Here is a 20798-nt window from a genome sequence, read left to right on the forward strand (position 1 = left end):
GTGAGCGCCTTCGAGCGGCTCACGCCGAAGGAGCGGGAGATCGTCCAGCTGCTGGCCGAGGGCCTGACGACCAAGCAGATCGCCGCGCAGCTGGACGTGAGCCACAAGACCGTGGCCTCGCACCGCGAGCACGCCGTCGCGAAGCTGGGCCTGCGCGGCGTGGCTGACCTGACCCGCTATGCGATCCGGGAAGGACTGGCGCGGGCTTGAACTCAAGGGAACGGCTGATCAAGTGATCCTGAGATCACGTGATGGCGAACGGTGGAGGTCGTCCAGAAGGCGTGATGGGACGGCCCCCATTCACTTTCCCTGATAGGTGAACTGGACGATGGCGGACGCGCCGCCCGTCGGAAGATGGCAGCCGTTGTCGATGGTCACGATGACTTCATGAGCGCACCTTTGAAGCGCCGTCGACAGGATCTCGAAATCGGTGGTGCTCGAGATCGAATAGAGCCGCACCCTGGTGAAGCGGTGCCGCAGGAGCGGCTCATGCCGCTCATCCCGGATCTCCATCGTTCCCCGAAGGTCGAGTCCTTCCTTCTTCCCGATCGAATCCGCCTCGATCGCGGCCCGGATGCGCGCGGCCTGGCGACGGCCGTCGATCTCTTGAGGCAACGCCACCAGCACGCTGTAGGACTTGCCCGGCAGAGGTGGCTTCTCCAGTTGCGTCTGCAGGACCTTCGCGGGGCAGGTCGGGTCGCTGGCGGCGGCGTCCGCAGCGCGCGCGTCGGTCAGCGAGAGAGCGGCCATGAGCGCGATCCCGGCGATATCCCGTCTTCTTCCCCGCATGTGTCGTCCCCGTGCTGTCGGGCTCTCACGGTATGGACTTCACATGACTGGAAGAAGACGGGTCTCACCGTCACTGCGGCTTGTACGTCACCTTCAGCTGATAGTTGCCCGCGGCATAGCCGTTGAGCAGCACGTACACGTCGCCGGCGGTCGTCGTCGTCACCGAGCAGCCCTCGGTCGCGGTGGACCCGTCCGACTTGCAGGTGTAGGTCGACGTGGTCGGCACCGCGCCCTTGCGGACGTAGAGGTCGATGTCCCCCGTGCCCGTCGTGCTCGCCGCCAGGCTGGCGTTGGCCGCCACCTTGAACGGGCCGAAGCTCCTGGTCTGGTTGCGCGTCAGGCTGCCGCTGAAGGTCTCCGTCTTGTCGGCGGGCGGCTGCGTCCCCGGACCGTCCGCGCCCAGTTCCACCGCGTAGGCCGCCGCCAGGCGCGCGAACTTCAGCGAGTGGTCGGCCTGGCTGCCCATGCTCGCGTAGGTGTCGTTGGCGCTGTGGATGTTGGGGTTGTCGGCGGCGAAGCTGGACTCGAAGGGCATGCTCGCCGCATAGCCCTGCGCGTTCCAGGACGCATGGTCCGAGCAGGCGTAGCCGCAGCGGTCCGTCCCCACCTTCAGCGTCGGCAGATAGGTCGAGATCAGGTTGGACAGGAAGGTGTTCTGCGCGCTGTCCGTGTAGTCGCTGAACAGGTAGATGTCGGCCGCGGCGCCCTTGTAGTTGGTCATGTCCAGCTGCAGCACGCCCACCACGTTGGTCCCCGCCGCGGCGAAGGCGTTCGCGATGTCCTGCGAGCCGCGCAGGCCCACTTCCTCGGCGGCGTAGGCCATCAGCTTGATGGTGCGGCGCGGCTTGAAGTTGGCCGACACCAGCGCGCGCAGCACCTCGGTCAGGCTGGCCACGCCCGACGCGTCGTCGTCCGCGCCCGGCGCCCGCATGGTCTCGGCCGAACCGCCCGACTGGTTGATCGAATCCAGGTGCGCGCCCATCACCACCACCTCGGTGCCGTTGTCGCTGCCCTGGATCGTCGCGATCACCGACTTCTGCGCCCAGCCCGAATGGGTGAACTGCTCGACCGTGATGTCGCCGCGGCCCGCGGCCACCGTGGTCCAGCGCTGCTTGAGCCAGTTCGACGCGTTCACGCCGCTGCTGCTGGTGTAGTAGCGGTTGGTGTAGCCCGACAGGTCGACGATGGTCTGGCCGATGTTGCTGGCCTGCATCTGCGCCAGCAGCGGCGTCACCACGCTCTGCTGGTCGATGACGTAGCTGGGCCGCGTCGCCACGGCCGCGGCGGCCAGGCGCTGCGCGGCCACCGGCGTGCTGTGCCGCTGCAGCGAGGCCAGGCCGGCGGCCTTGCTCGCGTGGAACATGTAGCCGCCGCAGCGGCGCAGCTCCTCATGGATCGACTGGCTGAGCGAGGCCAGCGCGTCGGCGTCGACCTCGACCAGGTGGATCTTCTCCGGCGCCTTGGAGCGCGCGGCGCTCAAGGCCTGCGACGCGTCCTGCGCCGGATCGGCCAGCACGCTGGACACGGCGCGCGCCGAGGGTTGGCTCTTCTGCAGCTGGATCAGCGCGGCGTCGCCGAGGCTGATCCAGACCTTCTCACCGGCCTGAGCGGCCGGTGTGAGCGCGGCCAGCCCGAGGCACAGCACGCTGAGGGCGAAAAACTGACGCATGGTGGTTCTCCCTGGAGCCCCGCGGTGGCGGGGCGTCGCTTGAATCGTTGGTGGCGCCCCGGCCCTTCGTGCCGCCGGACGCGCGGCGGGATGCGCGAGGGCGGCCGCGATCGCTCGAGCACGGGGCGGGCACGGAAACGGCGAAGCCGGCGCGCCGCTCGTGGCGGCGCGCCGGGATCCGGTCAGGCGTGGATCAGTAGGTGGCGACCAGCGAGGTGCTGGTGACCTTCGCGTAGGCGCTCAGCAGCAGGTAGTAGGTGCCCGCCGTCGGTGCCGAGATCGTGATGGTCTCGCTGTTGGTCGAGCCCGTGGACGCGCGGTCATACGTGCTCGTGGTCGGCGCGGAGCCGCGGCGCACGTAGATGTCGCCGTCGCCCGTGCCGCCGCTCAGCTTGAAGGTCACGCTGGAGCGACCCGCCGGCACCGCGATGCTGTACAGCTTCGTGGCGTTGGTGGCCAGCGAGATGCCGGTCACCGGCACGCCGCTGGTCAGCACCGTGGCGGTCGGCGGCGGCGTGGTGCCGCTGCAGCTCACGCCCACCGTGGCGAAGGCCGCGGTGACGTCGGCCTTGGAGTAGCCGCGGTTGGTGGCCGCCGTCTCGACGCCGCAGGCGCCCTGGTTGAAGGTGCTGTTGGCGGTCCAGTACAGGCGGTTGGCGTCGACCATCACCTCGAAGGCCTTGCGCGTGTTCCAGCCGGCCGTGGTGGCCAGCAGGTAGAACGCGCGGTTGTAGACGCCGCTCGAGTAGTGCACGTCCATGCCGCTGCGGTAGTTGGCCGCGTTGCCGATGGACGAGCCGTCGCGCGTCGGGTCCTGGAAGTAGCGCAGCGCGCCGCTGCCCTTGAAGATCTGCGCGCCCACCAGCCAGTCGTTGGTGCCGCCGTTGCGGTAGTACTCGGCGGCCTCGCCGGCCATGTCGGAGAAGGCCTCGTTCATGCCGCCGGACTGGCCGGAGTAGGTCAGGCCGGAGTTCTGCTCGGTGAAGCCGTGGCTCACCTCGTGCGCGGACACGTCCAGCGACACCAGCGGATAGAAGGTCGACGCGCCGTCGCCGAAGTTCATGCCGGCGCCGTCCCAGAACGCGTTCTCGTAGCCGCTCCCGTAGTGCACGCGCATGTAGAGCGTGCCGGTCAGGGGCCGCAGGTTGAACCAGTCCCGGTACATGTTGAAGATCACGCCGCCGAAGAAGTGGGCGTCGTTCAGCGGCGAATAGGCGCCGTTGATCTGCTTGTACTCGTTGCGCGGGCAGGTGAACTGGAAGGGCGTGTTGCTCGCGCTGGTGCTGCCGTTGAGGTTGACGGTGATGACGTTGCCGTCGCTCATCTGGCAGGAGTCCGTGACCTGCAGCGCCGGATAGTCGGTGCCGTACTCGTAGCGGCCGGTCTTGGCGTTGCCGCCGGGGCCGGTGGCGTCACGGTGCGCCAGGCCTTCCCAGCGTTCCAGGATGCGGCCGCTGGTGGCGTCGATCATGAAGTGCGGGCGGCTCGGATGCTTGGTGTCCTCGCGCAGGAAGGACACCAGGTAGAACAGCTGCGCCTGGTTGCTGGCGTTCAGCCGCACGTAGAGCTTGACCTGCTCGTTCTGCGTCAGCGTCGCGTTGACGGCGCTCTTGGCCACGACCAGCGCGCCCTGCGAGGTCAGGCTGGGCTGGACGGTCGCCAGGTCCTGCTGGATGTTGGACAGCATGGTGCCGGCGTAGCGCGAGGTGCCGGCGTTGTTGTCGCGGTGCTCGACCACGCCTTCGCCCCAGACCGGGACGCCCTGGTAGTACTGCTGGTGGCGGGTCACCACCTTGCCGTTGGCGTAGGTCTGGCTGCGCAGCGGCTGCAGGTCGGACGGGGCCAGGCCCAGCGCCGTCGCCGCGTTCGGGGCGGCGCTGGCGGCGCGCATCACCGATTGGGCGTTGACGGGGGTGTTGTCGTCCAGGACGACGCGATCCGCGGCCAGGGCGTTGCAGGTGGCGACCGCGGCGGCGGCCATGAAGCTGGCGCGCAGCACGCGCCGGAAGTTTGCCTGTGTCATGTCGACTCTTTCATCGTGATGGATCGTTCAGATCTCCCGAAGAAATCGCCGGTCTCGCTCGTGTGGATCGGGACCAGCGGCCCCGCTCTCGGCCCGGGATGCGGGCGTCGCGGGTGTGCTTGGTGCGGCTGGCGCCGCGTCCCGAGGTGTCGCCGGTTGCCTCGGAGGGCCCGAGGTCGTATGTGGTGGTGGTCCGGTCGACCAGCGCGAATGTAGGGGCTGAGCGCTATCCGCCCGACCTGTCAGGACTGACATCCGTAACAACCCGCGGCGTGCCCGCGCGGCGCCCGTTCCGGGCACGCCCGTCGCCCTGCGTGCACGCACCGGCGCGCGATAGGCGCTGGACTAGACTTCCGCTAGCCCTGTCCACGGGACACGGCGAGGCTTCCGGTCGCGCAGGCTCATCCCCCAGGGAGACGAACACATGACACAGACGGAGACAAAGCGGACCGGCGCTGTGGCGCCGGAGACGACAAGCTCGGTGGGCTGGCGCACGCACGAGGTCGCGAACCAGGTGGACGAGCTGAGCGGCCATTCGCCGCTGGCCACCGATCCCGCGCTGCTGGAGGCCTTGGCGCGCGCCGGGGCGGAGCCCTTCGTGCCGGGCCTCATGGCCTACGCGGACGCGCTGGGCCGGCCCGAGACCCTCGCGATCGCCGAGCGCATCAACCGCGTGACGCCGACGCTCGAGAGCTTCGACAAGCGCGGCCGCCGCATCGACCGGGTCGAGTTCGACGCCGGCTGGCATGCGCTGCTGGCGATGTATCGGCGGAGCGATCTCGTGGCGATGCCGTTCCGCGACGAGCGCCCCGGCCGCTGGGCCGCGTGGGCGGCGGGCTTCTACCTCCACGGGCAGGTGGAGGCCGGCACCCTGTGCCCCGCGACGATGACGCAGGCCAGCATCCCCGTGCTGCGGCGCGAGCCGGCGCTGTGGGATCGCTTGCGGGATCAGCTCTTCAGCACCGACTACGACGGGCGCGATGTGCCGCTCGAGCAGAAGCGCTCGATCTGGTTGGGCATGGGGATGACGGAGAAGCAGGGCGGCTCCGACGTGCGCGCCAACACGACCCGCGCCGAGCCGGTCGGCCCCGGCGGGCGTGGCGGCGAGTACCGCCTCACCGGGCACAAGTGGTTCTTCTCGGCGCCGATGTGCGACGCGCATCTGGTGGTGGCCAAGACGCCGGACGGCGCGCCGGGCTGCTTCTTCGTGCCGCGCTGGCGGCCGGACGGCACGAAGAACGCCGTGAACATCCAGCGGCTCAAGGACAAGGTCGGCAACCGCAGCAACAGCAGCTCGGAGGTCGAGTTCCAGGACGCCTACGGCGTGCTGATGGGCGAGGAGGGCCGCGGCATCCCGACCATCATCGAGATGGCGACCTACACCCGGCTCAACTGCGTGGTGGGCAGCGCGGCGATGCTGCGCCAGGCGCTGACGCAGGCGCTGCACTACGCGCGGCATCGCCAGGTCTTCGGCAAGCGGCTGGTGGAACAGCCGCTGATGCGCGCGGTGCTGACGGACCTGGCGCTGGAGAGCGAGGCGGCGATGCAGCTGAGCCTGCGGCTGGCCCAGGCCTTCGAGCGTCAGGACGACCCGCGCGAACGGACCTGGATGCGGCTGGTCACGCCGGCCGCGAAGTTCTGGGTCTGCAAGCGCGCGGTCGAGCTCACCGGCGAGGCGATGGAGGTGCTGGGCGGCAACGGCTACATCGACGACGGCGTCATGGGGCGGCTCTACCGCGAGGCGCCGGTCAACTCGATCTGGGAGGGCTCGGGCAACGTGATGTGCCTGGACGTGATGCGCGCGGTGGCCCGCGATCCGCAGGCCTTCCTGGCGCTGCTCGACGAGATCGCGGCCGACGTCGGCGAGGACCGCGCCCTGCGCGCCGAGCTCGACGGCCTGCGCGCGCTGCTGGCCACGCCTCCCGATCAACTGGAGGCGCTCGGCCGCCGATTCGCGTCCCGGCTGGTGCTGCTCGCTCAGGCCGCGCTGCTGCGGCGGCACGCGCCGGCCGTCGTCGCCGATGCGTTCATCGCGTCGCGGCTCGACCCGCGATGGGGGACCGTGGTGGGCGCCGTCGACACCCGCGGGATGGACGTCGACGCGTTGTTGCAGAGGGCGTTTCCCTTGTGACCTAAACTCGCGCGCTTTCGTTGCTCTCTCGGGCCCATCGGCCCCGTCGCTGTTTTGGACAAGATCCTCCTCCAGATTGCCGCCGAGCTGAAAGTACGCCCGGCCCAGGTCAACGCCGCCGTCGAGCTGCTGGACGGCGGGGCCACCGTGCCCTTCATCGCCCGCTATCGCAAGGAAGCCACCGACGGCCTGGACGACATCCAGCTCCGCGAGCTCGAAGCCCGCCTCGGCTACCTGCGCGAGCTCGAGGACCGCCGCGAGGCCGTCCTCAAGTCCATCGAGGAGCAGGGCAAGCTCACGCCCGAGCTCGCCGCCGCCATCGCCGCCGCGCCGACCAAGCAGGAGCTCGAGGACCTCTACCTCCCCTACAAGCAGAAGCGCCGCACCAAGGGCCTGATCGCGCGCGAGGCCGGCCTGGAGCCGCTCGCCGACAAGCTCTTCGCCGACCCGACTCTGGACCCGATGAACGAGGCCGCGGCCTTCCTGAATCCCGACGCCGGCTTCGCCGACGCCTTCGCGGTGCTGGACGGCGTGCGGGACCTGCTGTCCGAGCGCTGGGCCGAGGACGCCCTGCTGATCGGCAAGCTGCGCGAATGGCTGTGGGAGGAGGGTCTGTTCAAGTCCAAACTGATGGACGGCAAGGACGAGAACAACCCTGACATCTCCAAGTTCCGCGACTACTTCGACTACGCCGAACCGATCCGCACCGTGCCCTCGCACCGCGCGCTGGCCGTCTTCCGCGGTCGCACGCAGGAGTTCCTGGACGCCAAGCTGGCGCTGGACGAGGAAGTCGTCGTCGGCCAGCCCTCGCTCGCCGAGGGCCGCATCGCGCGCCACCTCGGCTGGACCCACGGCAAGCGCGCCTCGGACGAGCTGATCCGCAAGACCGTGGCCTGGACCTGGAAGGTCAAGCTGTCCCTGAGCCTGGAGCGCGACCTGTTCGCCCGGCTGCGCGAGGAGGCCGAGAAGGTCGCGACCAAGGTCTTCGCCGAGAACCTGCGCGACCTGCTGCTGGCCGCGCCCGCCGGCAAGCGCGTCGTCATGGGCCTGGACCCGGGCATCCGCACCGGCGTGAAGGTCGCCGTGGTCAGCGACACCGGTCGCGTGCTCGACACCTCCACCGTCTATCCGCATGAGCCCAAGCGCGACTGGGAAGGCTCGCTCCACACGCTGGGCCGCCTGTGCGCGACGCATGGCGTGAACCTGATCGCCATCGGCAACGGCACCGCCTCGCGCGAGACCGACAAGCTCGCCGCCGACCTGATCAAGCGCATCCAGTCGATCGCGCCGGACACGGTGATCGAGAAGGTCGTCGTCAGCGAGGCCGGCGCCTCGGTGTACTCGGCGTCGGAGTTCGCGTCGAAGGAGCTGCCCGATCTGGACGTGTCGCTGCGCGGCGCGGTCTCGATCGCGCGGCGTCTGCAGGATCCGCTGGCCGAGCTGGTCAAGATCGATCCCAAGTCCATCGGCGTCGGCCAGTACCAGCACGACGTCAACCAGAGCGAGCTGGCGCGCACGCTGGACGCCGTCGTCGAGGACTGCGTGAACTCGGTGGGCGTGGACCTGAACACCGCGTCGGCGCCGCTGCTGTCGCGCGTGTCCGGTCTGTCGGCCGGCGTGGCCGCGTCGATCGTGCGCTGGCGCGATGCCAACGGCGCGTTTCGCAACCGTCAGCAGCTGCTGGACGTCACGGGCCTGGGCCCCAAGACCTTCGAGCAGGCCGCGGGCTTCCTGCGCATCCGCGACGGCGACAACCCGCTGGACGTCAGCGGCGTGCACCCCGAGACCTACCCGGTCATCGAGCGCATCCTGGCCCAGGTCGCGCGCCCGATCGCGGACGTGATGGGCAAGTCCGACGTGATCCGCGCGCTCAAGCCGGAGGCCTTCGCCGATGAGCGCTTCGGCGCGATCACGGTCAAGGACATCCTGGGCGAGCTGGAGAAGCCGGGCCGCGATCCGCGTCCGGACTTCAAGGTCGCGCGCTTCAACGAGGGCGTCGAGGACCTGAAGGACCTGAAGGAGGGCATGGTGCTGGAGGGCACGGTGTCCAACGTCGCGCAGTTCGGCGCCTTCGTCGATCTGGGCGTGCACCAGGACGGCCTGGTCCACGTCAGCCAGCTGGCCAACAAGTTCGTCAACGACGCCCGCGAGGTCGTGAAGACCGGCGACATCGTCAAGGTGAAGGTGCTGGAGGTCGACATGGCCCGCAAGCGCATCTCGCTGACGATGAAGCTGGACGCGCAGGCGCCGCGCGGCGGCTCGAAGCCGGACAACAGCTTCCGCCCCGCCGGCCGCAACGAACGCCAGGGCGGCCAGCGCCCCGCGGGCGGTCGCGACGCGCCGGCTCCGGGCGGCGCGATGGCGGCGGCCTTCGCCAAGCTCAAGCGCTGACCCTCGCGCACCGGCGATCGGCGCTTGCGCGCTGATCGCCCACCCGAGCCGACATCCTCCTCGGCCCGGGAACATGCGGGCCTCATGGGCATGCCCGCTCGGGCCCTGCACGGGCCGCTCCGCGCATTCGCGCTTCGCCCCTCGAATTTCGCATCTGGTCGCAGTCGTCGTGACGATGTCCTGCGACGGCCGCTACGCTGCGCGCCGTTCACATCCAGATAAACGTCGACACCTGCCTTCATGGTGTCGACACGAAGATTCGGGAGTCCCCTTTGAAGACCCACGCCATTGCCCGGGCTTGCCTGCTGGCCTGCCTGCCCGTCGCATCGATCGCCTTCGCGCAGGAAGGGCCGCCCGGGGAGGGCGGCTCGCGTCGCCTGGACCGCGTCGAGATCACCGGCGGCCGTCCGTCCGACAACGACCTGCGCCGCAAGGCCTCGGTCTCCAAGCAGGTCTACGGCCGCGAGGAACTGGACCGCTACGGCGACACCAACGTGGCCGACGTGCTCAAGCGCCTGCCCGGCATCAGCGTGGTCGACGGCGCGGTGCGCATGCGCGGCCTGGGCAACGGCTACACGATGGTGATGATCAACGGCGATCCCGCGCCGCCCGGATTCAAGCTGGACCAGCTGGACCCGTCGCAGATCGAGCGCATCGAGGTCTCCAAGGGCGCGACCGCCGACCAGAGCGCCCAGTCCGTCGCCGGCGCGATCAACGTGATCCTCAAGGAACCGCCGCGCTCGTCGCAGCGCGACCTGCGCCTGGGCGCCAGCTACAACGTGGAGAGCCCGCGGCCCTCCGGCACCTTCACCCTCAGCGAGCGCATGGGGCCGGTGTCCTTCACGCTGCCGCTGTCGGCCTTCATGTGGCTGAACCGGCAGGACCTGGACATCCGCCGCCCCGGTCTGGACCAGAACGGCCAGGCCGTCGAGGCCCGGCAGGAGGCCGTCACGCGCAACCACGGCCACGGCTTCAACAGCGCGCCGCGCCTGAACTGGAAGATCAGCGACGACGAGACCGTGTCGCTGCAGGGCTTCGCGCAGAAGGGCTGGTGGAACAACGAGACCACGGTGCGCAACGACGCGGTCTACCTCGCGCCCAAGCTCGACGACAGCTCCGACAACGAGGGCACCTGGCAGCTGCTGCGCGCCAACGCGCAGTGGAGCAAGCGCCTGAACGAGAACCAGAAGATCGAGCTCAAGGCCGGCGTCCAGGACGCCAAGGCGACCTGGAACAACCTGACCATCGACACACCGCGCCCGGTGCACAACGTCGGCGGCAACACCGACCGCGGCCTGACGCAGGCGGGCAAGTTCAGCCAGCTGGTCGGCGATGACCACACCGTCAGCGTCGGCTGGGACCTGGAATGGCGCCGCCGCAACGAGACCCGCACGACCACTGTCGGCGGCGTCGACCAGCTGCCGGCCGTCAACGGCGAGGCCTTCCGCGCCAACATCGACCGCCGCGCCTTCTTCCTCCAGGACGAGTGGGAGATCAACCCGCTGTGGTCGGCCTCGCTGGGCCTGCGCAGCGAGCGCATCGCCACCACCAGCTCGGGCATCGGCGTCGACGCCCGCAACAGCTTCAGCGTGCTGAGCCCGCTGGTGCACCTGAACTGGAAACTCGATCCCAAGGGCCGCGAGATGGTGCGCGCCAGCGTGACCCGCAGCTACAAGCCGCCCGAGATCACCCAGCTGATGGGGCGCTACGCGCTCAACGTCAACTACCCGGACGAGAAGCAGACCAACGACGAGCTCAACGCCGACCGCGTGGGCAACCCGATGCTCAAGCCCGAGCTGGCCACCGGCATCGACATCGCCTACGAGCGCTACATGAGCGGCGGCGGCATGTTCAGCCTGGGCTTCTTCCATCGCAGCATCAACGACCTGATCCGCAACGTCACCACGCTGGACGCGCCGACCGCGATCGTGCCGGTGCCGCGCTACGTGATGCGACCGACCAACATCTCGCGCGCCACCACCAGCGGCATCGAGATGGAGCTCAAGGGCCGCGCGGGCGAGCTGCTGCCTTCGCTGTTCGACGCGAAGACCGCGCTGAACCTGCGCACCGCGCTCAGCGTCTACCGCTCCCGCGTGAAGGCGCTGTCCGGACCGGACGCGCGCCTGGACCAGCAGCCGCCCTGGACGGGCAGCGTGGGCTTCGACTACCGCTTCAGCGGCCTGCCGCTGACGGTGGGCTCGACGCTGGTCTACACGCCGGGCTACGCCACCCAGCAGACGGAGCGCCAGACGCTGGACCAGTGGCGCTCGCGTCAGCTCGACCTCTTCGCACAATGGACCTTCAGCCCGAAGACGTCGCTGCGCTTCTCGGCCAATAATCTGGCCCCGCTGGACAACACCCGACTGACCTCGGTGACCAGCGGCGACTACACCTACGTGGCGCGCGGCTCCCGCACGCAACTGGGTCTGGCCCTCGACATGAAGCTCTGACCGCGTCCGCGCCTAGCTCGGCGGACGCCCACGAAAGGACGTTCCGCCGATGCAGGCCCTGCAGATCCTCGCCGGACCCAAGGCGCGCCAGCGGCTGCGCGACCACGGCCTGCGCGCCGCCGACGTGCGCGTCGTGCCCGGCGCGGCCGGCGGCCCCAAGGGGCTGATCCTCAGCGCGCTGGACGCGCACCTGTTCGGCGAGTTCCTCCCGTCCGGCGGGCACGAGGTCCACCTGCTGGGCGCCTCCATCGGCGCCTGGCGCATGGCCACCGCCTGCCTGACGCGCGACGCGGCCCAGGCCGACGCCGAGTTCCAGCGCCTGGCCCACGACTACGCCTGGCAGGACTACGAGTCCGAGCAGCCCGGCAAGCGTCCCAGCGCGGCGGTCGTGTCGCGCGCCTTCTCCGGCAAGCTGGGCGAGATCTTCGGCGGCCGAGAGGCCGAGGTGCTGTCGCATCCGCGGTTCCGGCTGCATGTGTTCACCTCGCGCGGCCGGCATGTGCTGGGCAGGGAAGGGCGGCTGCGCACGCCGCTGGGCTATCTCGGCGCCTTCGCCGCCAACGCGGTGTCGCGCCGGGCCATGGGCGCGTGGCTGGAACGGGTGGTGTTCTCCGACCAGCGTTCCCCGCTGCCCATGCCGCTGGGGGACTATCGCAGCCGGCAGGTCTCGCTGGACGCCGCCAACCTCAAGCCCAGCATCCTGGCGAGCTGCTCCATCCCGTTCTGGCTGCAGGCCGTGCACGACATCGAGGGCGCGCCCGCCGGCGCCTACTGGGACGGCGGCATCACCGACTACCACCTGCACCTGAACTACGCGGCCATGGTGGGCGAGGGGATCGCGCTCTATCCGCACTTCCAGGCCAGCGTCGTGCCGGGCTGGCTGGACAAGGCGCTCAAGCATCGCCATCGCGCCAGCGCCTTCCTGGACAACGTCGTGCTGCTGACACCCAACCCCGAGTGGGTGAAGACGCTGCCCAACGGCAAGCTGCCCGACCGCAACGACTTCCAGCGCTACGTCGACGACGTGCCCGGCCGCGCCCGCGACTGGCTGCGCGCGGTCAAGGAGGGCGAGCGGCTGCGCGACGAGTTCCGCGAGGCCTGCGCCCGGCCGTCACTGGACGTTCAAACGCTGTGAGCTACACTCGACGCCTCATTTTTTCTTTTTCCAACAAGGACCGGGAAAGGCGAATGGTTATGACACCGCGGACTACGACCTCCCTCTGCAAGGTTTGAGCGGCCGCGGCTCGTCACGTCTTTTCATCGCTGTCCGGAAAAAGTCAGCACCCCAGAAGAAGCGCGGCTAGTGGCCGCGCTTTTTGGTTTCTGGAGCACACGCACATGTCCAACATCTCTATTCAACTGCCCGACGGTTCCAAGCGCGAGTTCCCGCAAGCGGTGACGGTCGCCGAGGTGGCCGCCTCCATCGGCACGGGCCTGGCCAAGGCCGCGCTGGCCGGCCGCGTCGGCTCGGGCGACAACGCCAAGCTGGTCGACACGAGCTTCCTGATCGACCAGGACACGCAACTGGCCATCATCACGGACAAGGATCCCGACGGCCTGGAGGTGATCCGCCACTCGACGGCCCACTTGCTGGCCTACGCGGTCAAGGAGCTCTTCCCCGACGCCCAGGTCACGATCGGCCCGGTCATCGAGAACGGCTTCTACTACGACTTCTCCTACAAGCGCCCCTTCACGCCCGAGGACCTGGCCGCCATCGAGGCCAAGATGGCGGAGCTGGTGAAGAAGGACGAGAAGGTGACGCGCTCGGTGCTGCCGCGCGACGAGGCGGTCCAGTACTTCAAGGGCATCGGCGAGGCCTACAAGGCCGAGATCATCGAGAGCATCCCGGCGGATCAGGCGGTGTCGCTGTACGCCGAGGGCGGCTTCACGGACCTGTGCCGCGGCCCGCACGTGCCATCGACGGGCAAGCTGAAGTTCTTCAAGCTGATGAAGGTGGCCGGCGCCTACTGGCGCGGCGATCACCGCAACGAGCAGCTGCAGCGCATTTACGGCACGGCCTGGGCGACGAAGGACGACCTGGCCAACTACCTGCGCATGCTGGAAGAGGCCGAGAAGCGCGACCACCGCAAGCTGGGCAAGGACCTGGAGCTGTTCCACATCGACGAGCACGCGCCCGGTGTGGTGTTCTGGCACCCCAAGGGCTGGACGGTGTGGCAGGAGGTCGAGCAGTACATGCGCCGCGTGTACCGCGACAACGGCTATCAGGAGGTCAAGGGTCCGCAGCTGCTCGACAAGACGCTGTGGGAAGCCACGGGCCACTGGGACAAGTACCGCGACAACATGTTCACGACGGAGTCGGAGAAGCGTGATTACGCGCTCAAGCCGATGAACTGTCCCGGTCACATCCTGATCTTCAAGCATGGCATCAAGAGCTACCGCGACCTGCCGCTGCGCTTCGGCGAGTTCGGCCAGTGCCATCGCAACGAGCCCACGGGCGGCCTGCACGGCATCATGCGCGTGCGCGGCTTCACGCAGGACGACGGCCACATCTTCTGCACGGAAGACCAGATCCTGGCCGAGTGCGTCGCCTACACGGCGCTGCTGCAGAAGGTCTACAAGGACTTCGGCTTCGACAACATCATCTACAAGGTCGCGACGCGTCCCGATGCCCGCATCGGTTCCGACGAGGTCTGGGACAAGGCCGAGTTCGCGCTGATGGAGTCGCTGCGCGCCTCGGGCGTGGACTTCATCATCGCCCCGGGCGACGGTGCCTTCTACGGCCCGAAGATCGAGTACACGCTCAAGGACGCCATCGGCCGCCAGTGGCAGTGCGGCACGATGCAGGTCGATTTCTCGATGCCGGGCCGGCTCGGTGCCGAGTACGTCGGCGAGGATGGCGAGCGCAAGACGCCCGTCATGCTGCACCGCGCGATCGTGGGTTCGCTCGAGCGTTTCATCGGCATCCTGATCGAGCAGCACGCCGGCGCGCTGCCCGTTTGGCTGGCGCCGACGCAGGTCGTTGTCGCGAATATCACGGACGCCCAGGCGGACTACGTTTCCGACATTGTGAAATCGCTGCAAAAACAAGGGCTTAGGGTCCAGGCAGATTTGCGCAATGAGAAGATCACGTATAAAATCCGCGAGCATTCGCTGCAGAAAGTGCCGTTCATCCTTGTCGTCGGCGACAAGGAAAAGGCGAACGGCGCGGTTGCAGTGCGCGCCCGAGGCAACCAGGATCTGGGCGTGATGTCGCTGGAGGACTTCGTTTCGAAGCTGTCTTCAGCCATCGCGGACAAGGCCTGAGTCGGGCGCTTTTTGCGTTGTATTGATCACTTCGGACCCCTGCCAAGGCCCGTCGAGAGGTAACCACCATCGCTACTTTTGCTGACCGTCGTGCGATTCCGGAGCGCAAGCACCGCCTGAATCGCGAAATCATGGCTCCCGAAGTCCGTCTGAATGGCCCCGAGAACGAGCCCATCGGCATCGTATCGATCCAGGAAGCGCTCCGGATGGCCGGTGAGTTGGACGTCGATCTGGTTGAAATTGCCGCCACCGCAGTGCCGCCCGTGTGCCGCCTGATGGACTACGGCAAGTTCAAGTACCAGGAGCAGAAGCGCGCGGCGGAAGCCAAGTCCAAGCAGAAAGTCATCGAGGTCAAGGAAGTCAAGTTCCGTCCGGGTACGGACGAGGGCGACTACCAGATCAAGATGCGCAATCTGCGCCGCTTCATCGCGGAGGACGGCGACAAGGGCAAGGTCACGCTTCGCTATCGCGGCCGCGAGATCACCCACCAGGACATCGGCATGCGCATGCTGGAACGCATCCGCGACGAGCTGTCCGACGTGGCCGTGGTCGAGCACATGCCCAAGCTCGAGGGTCGCCAGATGATCATGGTGCTGGCACCGAAGAAGCGCACCTGACCCTCCGGGGTCCCGGCGCTCCGCGAGGAGGGCCGACAAGTTCAGCCCGCCGATCTGGTCGTCGGCGGGCTTATTAGTCTCCTGCAGGCCATCAAGTACCGCGGTTCCCGTGGTCGCCTGGAGGGACGCACATAGAAGGAGCAGTCATGCCCAAGATGAAGACCAAGAGCAGCGCGAAAAAGCGTTTTCGCGTTCGTCCGGGTGGCACCGTCAAGCGCGGTCAGGCGTTCAAGCGCCACATCCTGACCAAGAAGACCACGAAGAACAAGCGCCACCTGCGTGGCGCCACGACCGTGCATGAGACCAACATGGGCCACATCGCCGCGATGCTGCCCTCCGCTGGTCTGTAATCCAGCTGTAGACAAGGAGATACAACATGCCTCGCGTCAAACGTGGTGTAACCGCACGTGCTCGTCACAAGAAGGTCCTGGCTCTGGCCAAGGGCTTCCGTGGTCGTCGCAAGAACGTCTTCCGCATCGCCAAGCAGGCGGTGATGAAGGCGGGCCAGTACGCCTACCGTGACCGCCGTGCCAAGAAGCGCGTGTTCCGCCAGCTGTGGATTGCCCGTATCAACGCGGCAAGCCGTGGCCTGGGTCTGAGCTACAGCAAGTTCGTGGCCGGCCTGAAGAAGGCCCAGATCGACATCGACCGCAAGGTCCTGGCCGATCTCGCCGTCAACGATCCTGCTGGCTTTGCCAGCATCTTCGCCAAGGTGAAGGCCGCTCTGGCTTGATAGCCAAGGTCCACGTGCGGGTGCTCTCCCGCGCGCGGGCCGGCTGCTCCGCTTCGTCGGAGCGGCCGCTTTTCAAAGGCCGACACCTTGGTGTTCGGCCTTTTTTCATTCCGGTGCGCTGGTGCGATGTTCGCCATCGGCCAGCCCGCCTTCGATTTCCGCCAACGACTTCCAGTCGCCCCGCGATGAACGACCTCGATCAATTGCTGCAACAGGCCACCGGCGATTTCGCCGCCGCCACGACTCCCGCTGACCTGGAGAACGCCAAGGCCCGATTTCTGGGCAAGACCGGCCAGGTCACCGAGCTGATGAAGGGCATGGCCGCGCTGTCTGTCGAGGAAAAGAAGACCCGCGGCGCGCAGATCAACCAGCTCAAGCAAGGCATCGAAGCCGCGCTGACCGCGCGCCGTCAGGCGCTGGCGGACGCCGAGCTCGAGAAGCAGCTCAAGGCCGAGGCGCTGGACGTCACGCTGCCCGGCCGCCAGCGTGGCACCGGCGGTCTGCACCCGATCACGCGCGCGATGGAGCGCATCGAGGCGATCTTTGGCTCGATGGGTTTCGACGTGGCCGACGGCCCCGAGATCGAGAACGACTGGTTCAATTTCACCGCGCTGAACACCCCCGAGGATCATCCGGCGCGCTCGATGCACGACACCTTCTACATCGAAGGGGGTCATGTCTTGCGCACCCACACCAGCCCGATGCAGATCCGCTACGCGGTGCAGCACGTCAAGAAGCACCGCGCGCTGATCGACGCCGGCCAGCCGATGCCGGAGATCCGCGTCATCGCGCCCGGCCGCACTTACCGCGTCGACAGCGACGCCACGCACTCGCCCATGTTCCACCAGGTCGAAGGCCTGTGGGTCGGCGAGAACATCAGCTTCAAGGACCTCAAGTCCGTCTACGTGAACTTCATGCAGCAGTTCTTCGAGACGACGGACATGGAGATCCGCTTCCGCCCGAGCTACTTCCCCTTCACCGAGCCCAGCGCCGAGATCGACATGATGTTCGGCTCCGGTCCGCTCAAGGGCCGCTGGCTGGAGGTGTCGGGCTCGGGTCAGGTGCATCCGCAGGTGATCCGCAACATGGGCCTCGATCCCGAGCGCTACATCGGCTTCGCCTTCGGCTCGGGCATCGACCGCCTGGCCATGCTGCGCTACGGCGTCAACGACCTGCGCCTGTTCTTCGACGGCGACCTGCGCTTCCTGTCGCAGTTCAAGTAAGCCCGTACGGTCGTCGCCTAGAGAGCAAGAGAGAACCACATGCAATTCCCTGAGAGCTGGCTGCGGGCCTTCTGCAATCCCGCGCTGAACACGCAAGAACTGGCCGAACTGCTGACCATGTCCGGCCTGGAAGTGGAAGAGCTGCGCCCGGTCGCGCCGCCGTTCCACGGCATCGTCGTGGCCGAGATCGTCGAGGCCGTGCAGCATCCCGACGCGGACCGCCTGCGCGTGTGCAAGGTCAACGCCGGCGGCCCCGAGCTGCTGCAGATCGTCTGCGGCGCGCCGAATGCGCGCGTCGGCATCCGCGTCCCGCTGGCGACCATCGGCGCCGAGCTGCCCCCCGGCGAGGACGGCAAGCCCTTCAAGATCGGCAAGGGCAAGCTGCGCGGCGTCGAGAGCTTCGGCATGCTGTGCTCGGCCCGCGAGCTGAAGCTGGCCGAGGACCACGGCGGTCTGCTGGAGCTGGCCGCGGACGCGCCCATCGGCCAGAACATCCGCGAGCATCTGAATCTGGACGACACGCTGTTCACGCTGAAGCTCACGCCGAATCTGGCGCACGCGCTGAGCGTCTACGGCATCGCGCGCGAAGTCTCCGCGCTGACCGGCGCACCGCTGATCGCGCCGGAGATCGCCGCCGCCGCCGTCGCCAACGATGCCAAGCTGCCGGTGCGCATTGAAGCCGCCGATCTGTGCGGCCGCTTCTCGGGCCGCGTGATCCGCAACGTCGACACCAAGGCCAAGACCCCGCAGTGGATGGTCGACCGTCTGGCCCGCTGCGGTCAGCGTTCGGTCTCGCCGCTGGTGGACATCTCCAACTACGTGATGTTCGAGCTGGGCCGCCCGTCCCACATCTTCGACCTGGACAAGATCCACGGCGAGCTGATCGTGCGCTGGGGCAAGCCCGGCGAGCAGCTCAAGCTGCTGAACGGCAACACCATCGAGATCGACGAGCAGGTCGGCGTGATCGCCGATCGCGAGCAGGTCGAATCGCTGGCCGGCATCATGGGCGGCGACGCCACGGCCGTGTCCGACGACACCCGGAACATCTATGTCGAGGCCGCGTTCTGGTGGCCGAAGGCAGTGATGGGGCGTTCGCGCCGCTTCAACTTCTCGACCGACGCGGGTCACCGCTTCGAGCGCGGCGTCGATCCTGCCGGCACCGTCGAACACATCGAGCGCATCACCGCGCTGATCCAGCAGATCTGTGGCGGCGAAGCCGGCCCGATGGACGACCAGACCACGCAGCTGCCCGAGCGCAAGCCGGTCGCGCTGCGCGTCGACCGCGCCGCCAAGATCATCGGCATGCCGGTGACGCAGGCCGATTGCGAGAGCGTGTTCCAGCGCCTGGGTCTGTCGTTCACGTCCGCGCCGGGCGTGATCACGGTGACGCCCCCGTCCTTCCGCTTCGACCTCCAGATCGAGGAAGACCTGATCGAGGAAGTCATCCGCGTGCTGGGCTATCCCAAGCTGCCGGGCACGCCCCCGCTGGCGCCGGTGGTCGGCAAGGTGCGCACCGAGTCGCGCCGCGCGACGCACGCGCTGCGCCACGCGATGGCCGCTCAGGGCTACTTCGAGACCATCAACTTCAGCTTCGTCGAGGCGCGCTGGGAGCAGGAACTCGCCGGCAACGCGAATCCGATCCAGCTGCTGAACCCGATCGCCGCACCGCTGGCGGTGATGCGGACCTCGCTGATGGGCTCGCTGGTCCAGGTCTTGCGCAACAACCTGTCGCGCAAGGCGCCGCGGGTGCGTGTCTTCGAGATCGGCCGCGTCTTCCTGCGCGACGCGTCGGTGCAGGAAAGCGACACCACCATCGCCGGCATTGCCCAGCCGATGCGGCTGGCCGGTCTGGCCTGGGGCCCGGCCGAGCAGCAGCAATGGGCGCTGAAGGACCGCGCCGTCGACTTCTACGACGTGAAGGGCGACCTGGAAGCGCTGTTCGCGCCTTTGCCGCTGAGCTTCGAGGCCGCGCAACACCCGGCCCTGCATCCGGGTCGCAGCGCCCGCGTGCTGCTGGATGGTGTCGAGATCGGCGTGGTCGGCGAGCTGCACCCGAAGTGGCGCCAAGGCTACGACCTGCCGTCGGCCCCCGTGCTGTTCGAAGTCGCGCTGGACGCGGCGCTGGCGCGCACGCTGCCGCAGGGCAAGGGCGTGGCGCGACTGCAGGCGGTGCAGCGCGACCTGGCCCTGATCGTGGGCGAGCAGGTCACGCACGCCTCCCTCATGCAGGCGATCGAATCGAGTGGGGAAGCCCTGGTACGCTCCGCCCGTCTGTTCGACGTCTTCAAGCCGGCCCAGCCCACCGCCGAGCTGAAGGCGGGCGAGCGCAGCCTGGCCGTGCGCCTGGAGCTGCTGGACGACGAGAACACCCTGACCGACGAACGCATCGAGCAGGCGGTGGCGAAGGTGGTGGCGCAGCTGGGCGAACGCCTGGGCGCGCGACTGCGCGGCTGAGGAGGGAGAGCACGAATGAGCGATGACGATCTGAAGGAGCAGGCCCGAGTGCTGCTCGGCAGCCTGGAGACCCCGACGCTGACCAAGGCCGAGCTGGCCGAACTGCTGTTCGACAAGCTCGGCCTGAACAAGCGCGAGTCCAAGGACATGGTCGAGGCCTTCTTCGACATCATTCACGACAGCCTCTCCAGCGGTCGCGAGGTGAAGCTGTCGGGCTTCGGCAACTTCAACATCCGCCGCAAGGCGCCGCGTCCCGGACGCAACCCGCGCACCGGCGAGGCGATCCCCATCAAGGCCCGCAACGTCGTCACGTTCCACGCGAGTCACAAATTGAAAGAAGCCGTCCAAGGCAACACGCCGACGGGCGGGGACTTCGAGTAGAGTCTGACCCCTGTCTCAGCCGCCGGAGCTCCTGATTCCCATGGACATCGCGCTGCCCGCCATCCCCGCCAAGCGCTACTTCACCATCGGTGAGGTCAGCGAGCTTTGCGGTGTGAAGCCCTACGTGCTGCGCTACTGGGAGCAGGAGTTCACGCAGCTCAAGCCGATGAAGCGCCGGGGCAACCGCCGCTATTACCAGCACCACGAGGTGCTGCTCATCCGGCGCATCCGCGATCTGCTCTACGACCAGGGCTTCACGATCAGCGGGGCACGCAATCAACTGATCGACACGTCGTCGCACGCGAGCTCGGCCAACGCGCAGGAGTTCCGCGCGGAGGCGCTCGCGTCCGCGCAGATCGAGGCCGGCCGCGCGCAGCGCGAGTCCATGCGCGCGCTCGCGTCGGACATGTCGGACGGCGCGGCGCACACCAGCGTCTCGCTCGAGAAACTGACCCTGGAACAGGTCAGAGAAGAATTGTTGGCAATTCGCGAGAGTTTGCTTGCATGACGCACTCAGATGCGTATAGAATCTGAGGCTTCGTCGGGGTGTAGCGCAGCCTGGTAGCGCACTTGCATGGGGTGCAAGGGGTCGCGAGTTCGAATCCCGCCACCCCGACCATTAATAAGAAGAATCGAGAAGCCCGGTACCGCAAGGTGCCGGGCTTTTTCGTTT

General features: G+C 68.0%; 16 protein-coding genes and 1 tRNA gene. 14 read left to right on the forward strand and 3 right to left on the reverse strand.

Features of this window, described 5'->3' with window-relative positions:
* Positions 1 to 210, forward strand: a complete 210-nt coding sequence (locus MCHT01_RS03160; protein WP_067062268.1) for a response regulator transcription factor — start codon at positions 1 to 3, stop codon at positions 208 to 210.
* Between the two features lie 90 nt (positions 211 to 300).
* Here MCHT01_RS03160 and MCHT01_RS03165 read toward each other — a convergent pair whose 3' ends face one another.
* The 3 genes from MCHT01_RS03165 to MCHT01_RS03175 form a co-directional block, all read right to left on the reverse strand.
* A complete protein-coding gene (locus MCHT01_RS03165; RefSeq protein WP_067062271.1) occupies positions 301 to 750 on the reverse strand; it encodes a hypothetical protein in 450 nt (149 codons plus the stop codon).
* A 109-nt stretch (positions 751 to 859) separates the two neighbouring features.
* Positions 860 to 2458 carry a M20/M25/M40 family metallo-hydrolase gene (locus tag MCHT01_RS03170; RefSeq protein WP_067062273.1) on the reverse strand — a complete coding sequence of 533 codons (1599 nt, stop codon included), beginning with the start codon at positions 2456 to 2458 and terminating at the stop codon, positions 860 to 862.
* Positions 2459 to 2651: 193 nt separating this feature from the next.
* On the reverse strand, positions 2652 to 4481 hold the full coding sequence (locus tag MCHT01_RS03175) for a M4 family metallopeptidase (protein ID WP_084451745.1): 1830 nt from the start codon (positions 4479 to 4481) through the stop codon (positions 2652 to 2654).
* Positions 4482 to 4905: 424 nt separating this feature from the next.
* On the opposite strand from MCHT01_RS03175, the gene MCHT01_RS03180 reads away from it, so the two are divergent.
* The 13 genes from MCHT01_RS03180 (at position 4906) to MCHT01_RS03240 (ending at position 20744) form a co-directional block, all read left to right on the forward strand.
* The gene (locus MCHT01_RS03180) at positions 4906 to 6612 is read left to right on the forward strand and encodes an acyl-CoA dehydrogenase family protein (RefSeq protein ID WP_439956149.1); all 1707 of its coding nucleotides are present in this window, start codon (positions 4906 to 4908) and stop codon (positions 6610 to 6612) included.
* Positions 6613 to 6666: 54 nt separating this feature from the next.
* A complete protein-coding gene (locus tag MCHT01_RS03185) occupies positions 6667 to 9003 on the forward strand; it encodes a Tex family protein (protein WP_067062280.1) in 2337 nt (778 codons plus the stop codon).
* A 272-nt stretch (positions 9004 to 9275) separates the two neighbouring features.
* Complete coding sequence (locus MCHT01_RS03190) at positions 9276 to 11453, forward strand: TonB-dependent receptor plug domain-containing protein (RefSeq protein WP_067062281.1); 2178 nt, start codon at positions 9276 to 9278, stop codon at positions 11451 to 11453.
* 49 nt (positions 11454 to 11502) lie between these two features.
* On the forward strand, positions 11503 to 12588 hold the full coding sequence (locus tag MCHT01_RS03195; RefSeq protein ID WP_067062282.1) for a patatin-like phospholipase family protein: 1086 nt from the start codon (positions 11503 to 11505) through the stop codon (positions 12586 to 12588).
* 203 nt (positions 12589 to 12791) lie between these two features.
* Positions 12792 to 14717: a threonine--tRNA ligase gene (gene thrS / locus MCHT01_RS03200; RefSeq protein ID WP_067062283.1), complete on the forward strand. Its 1926-nt coding sequence runs from the start codon at positions 12792 to 12794 to the stop codon at positions 14715 to 14717.
* A gap of 68 nt (positions 14718 to 14785) precedes the next feature.
* Complete coding sequence (gene infC, locus MCHT01_RS03205) at positions 14786 to 15334, forward strand: translation initiation factor IF-3 (RefSeq protein WP_084451747.1); 549 nt, start codon at positions 14786 to 14788, stop codon at positions 15332 to 15334.
* A 146-nt stretch (positions 15335 to 15480) separates the two neighbouring features.
* Positions 15481 to 15684: a 50S ribosomal protein L35 gene (rpmI, locus tag MCHT01_RS03210; protein ID WP_067062292.1), complete on the forward strand. Its 204-nt coding sequence runs from the start codon at positions 15481 to 15483 to the stop codon at positions 15682 to 15684.
* A 26-nt stretch (positions 15685 to 15710) separates the two neighbouring features.
* Entirely contained in the window at positions 15711 to 16067 is a 357-nt protein-coding gene (gene rplT, locus MCHT01_RS03215; protein WP_058934277.1) for a 50S ribosomal protein L20, read from the forward strand.
* A 185-nt stretch (positions 16068 to 16252) separates the two neighbouring features.
* Positions 16253 to 17290, forward strand: coding sequence for a phenylalanine--tRNA ligase subunit alpha (gene pheS / locus MCHT01_RS03220; RefSeq protein WP_067062294.1), 1038 nt, complete (start codon positions 16253 to 16255; stop codon positions 17288 to 17290).
* Positions 17291 to 17329: 39 nt separating this feature from the next.
* Complete coding sequence (pheT, locus tag MCHT01_RS03225; protein ID WP_067062308.1) at positions 17330 to 19744, forward strand: phenylalanine--tRNA ligase subunit beta; 2415 nt, start codon at positions 17330 to 17332, stop codon at positions 19742 to 19744.
* A 15-nt stretch (positions 19745 to 19759) separates the two neighbouring features.
* Positions 19760 to 20125 carry an integration host factor subunit alpha gene (locus tag MCHT01_RS03230; RefSeq protein ID WP_067062315.1) on the forward strand — a complete coding sequence of 122 codons (366 nt, stop codon included), beginning with the start codon at positions 19760 to 19762 and terminating at the stop codon, positions 20123 to 20125.
* A gap of 40 nt (positions 20126 to 20165) precedes the next feature.
* The gene (locus MCHT01_RS03235) at positions 20166 to 20633 is read left to right on the forward strand and encodes a MerR family transcriptional regulator (RefSeq protein WP_067062318.1); all 468 of its coding nucleotides are present in this window, start codon (positions 20166 to 20168) and stop codon (positions 20631 to 20633) included.
* A 34-nt stretch (positions 20634 to 20667) separates the two neighbouring features.
* Positions 20668 to 20744 (forward strand) — tRNA-Pro (locus MCHT01_RS03240).
* Positions 20745 to 20798 lie beyond the last annotated feature (54 nt).

It is taken from the genome of Mitsuaria chitosanitabida ATCC BAA-476 = NBRC 102408 (assembly GCF_001598255.1).
GTDB lineage: Bacteria > Pseudomonadota > Gammaproteobacteria > Burkholderiales > Burkholderiaceae_C > Roseateles > Roseateles chitosanitabidus.